Origin of the sequence: Thiohalocapsa sp., assembly GCF_019695415.1 — a bacterium.
Classification (GTDB): Bacteria; Pseudomonadota; Gammaproteobacteria; order Chromatiales; family Chromatiaceae; genus Thiohalocapsa.
On record NZ_JAIFKJ010000097.1, the window covers coordinates 1 to 2,315 of the forward strand.

Below are 2,315 nucleotides of genomic sequence, written 5' to 3' on the forward strand. Positions count from 1 at the left end.
TGTCGTGCCGGGTGGCGGTGCTGTCCAGCACATAGCTCTCCAGCATGGTGTCGTGCGCGATACCGGACATGGCGATGCCGTGGTTGGCGCAGACGCTCATGTCGTACTTCAGGTTCTGACCCACCTTGGGGCGCGCTGGGTCCTCCAGCAGGGGCTTCAGCCGGCCCAGCACCCGCTCGCGGTCGAGCTGGTCCGGCGCGCCGGGATAGGCATGGGCCAGCGGCACATAGGCGGCCTCCACGGCACCGTCGGTGTCCACGGCAAAGGACACGCCCACCACCCGGGCGCGCATGTAGTCGAGGTCTGTGGTCTCGGTGTCGAAGGCGAAGAGATCGGCGGCTTCGAGCTTGGCAAGCCACGCATCCAGCTCCGTCTCTTGCAGGACTAAGGCGTACGCTGGCTGCGGCTTGTTCTCGGCCGCCTCGCCGTCGGCGTCGTTCAGGGTCGCCAGCAGGCGCTTGGATTCGATGCGCTCGTACCAGTCGCGCAGGGTCTCGGTGTCCGGCGGCGACGGCGTCAGGTCCGTGGGCGCGAAGTCCAGCTCGACGTCGGTCTTGATGGTGGTGAGCTCACGTGACAGCGGCAGCTGCTCGAGGCTGGCCCGCAGGCTCTCGCCGATCTTGCCCTTCACCTTCTCGGCATTGGCCAGGACGCCGTCGAGGTCGCCGTACTCCTGGATCCACTTGGCGGCCGTCTTGGGCCCGCATTTGGGCACGCCCGGAATGTTGTCGATGCTGTCGCCCATGAGCGCCAGGTAGTCGACGATATGCTCCGGCGCCACGCCGAACTTCTCCTTGACGCCCGCCGGGTCCAGCACGGTGTCGGACATGGTGTTGACCAGCGTGATGTGCTCATTCACCAGCTGCGCCATGTCCTTGTCGCCGGTGGACACGAGCGTCGGCAGCCCGTCGGCCGCCGCGCGATTGGCCAATGTGCCGATGACATCGTCGGCCTCCACGTCCGCCACCTCCAGCAGCGGCAGGCCCATGGCGCGGATGATCTCCTTGAGCGGCCCCAGCTGCTCGCGCAGATCCTCCGGCATGGGCGGTCGGTTGGCCTTGTAGTCTTCGTAAATCCGGTCGCGGAAGGTTGGCCCGGAGGCGTCGAAGACGACGCCGATATACTCTGGCTTCTCCTCGTCGATGAGCTTGCGGAGCATATTCAGCACGCCCACCAGGGCGCCGGTGGCCTCACCGCGGGAGTTGGTCAGCTTGGGCAGCGCGTGGTATGCGCGAAAGAGATAGCCGGAGGCGTCGACGAGGACGAGCGGGTACCGGTCGGGCATGAGTCTGTGGTGAGCGGCTCGAAAGCCGCAACGTTAGCATGCGCCGGGCGGCCCCGCGCGTGAGTGGCGTCGCCCTCAGGCGCAGGCAGCCTCGCGCAGCTGCGGCGCCGTGATCGTTGCCTGCGGTGCCGAGCGGATCAGCGCCGGCGTCAGCTCGCGGTAGATCAGCCCGAGCGGCGCGCGCTGCGATAGGGTCAGGACGCGCGTGCCCTTGGGGTAGAGCAGGTGGTAGGTCTCGAACAGATGCAGCGCCGATTCGGCATCCAGCAGCGCCCGTGTGTGCGTCATCACCGCGGCCGGGCAGTGGCGTAGGATCAAACGGCCGAGCCGCAGGGTTTCGCTGCCGACGTCGATCAGTGCCGCCGGCAAGATCCTCTCGGCGTGCCTAGCGGGCGGCCATACCGGCAAGGCTTGGGCAGTGGCCGGCTCGTGCACCGGCGTGCCCGGGGCATCCGCGAACAGCCCGCCGAGGCTGTCGGTATCCCCGCCGCGTAGACGGGTGCGCACAGAGGGATCCAGCATCAGCCCCAGCTGTCCTTGCCCCAGCAGCCAGCGCAACCCCTGGGTCGGATCCCGTAGCAGGTCATGCTGGCCGAACGCCTGCGCCCAGCCGTGGAAATAGGCGCGGTGGCGTCGCAACTGGCGGGCCTCGGTCATGGCGGTGCTCCTGGAGGCTGATTGGGGGCTGATTGGCTTCGGCTGTTTAGGGCGATTCCCCCGTAAACTTGTGGTATAGGCTCCCATTTGTCCAGGAGAAAACTAGTGGAATTCCATGGCATCTTGCATCCGGCTTGAGCCTGAGCAGGTTTCGGCCGCTTGCGGTGCCTGCATAGGTCGCTCAGTTGCGGCAATCTCCCCAGAGCGTCTGCATGCCCGCGAGTGCGGCCAGGGGCGCTGTCTCGGTTCCCCGTACCCCCGGGCCCAGGCGCCCTGCCCAAAACCCGGCCGCCTCGGCGCCGGCCCGCCCCGCCGGGGCGGGCCCGCCTTCAGGTCCCCCCCGCCGCCTCCGCGCCCCGGCCGGGCACCCACA

General features: G+C 68.2%; 2 protein-coding genes. Both read right to left on the reverse strand.

Features of this window, described 5'->3' with window-relative positions:
- Positions 1–1,285, reverse strand: a 1,285-nt coding sequence (locus I6U14_RS01910) for a 5'-3' exonuclease H3TH domain-containing protein (protein ID WP_296896431.1), incomplete at its 3' end; no start/stop codon positions are given.
- Between the two features lie 75 nt (positions 1,286–1,360).
- Positions 1,361–1,942 carry a hypothetical protein gene (locus I6U14_RS01915; protein ID WP_296896433.1) on the reverse strand — a complete coding sequence of 194 codons (582 nt, stop codon included), beginning with the start codon at positions 1,940–1,942 and terminating at the stop codon, positions 1,361–1,363.
- Positions 1,943–2,315 lie beyond the last annotated feature (373 nt).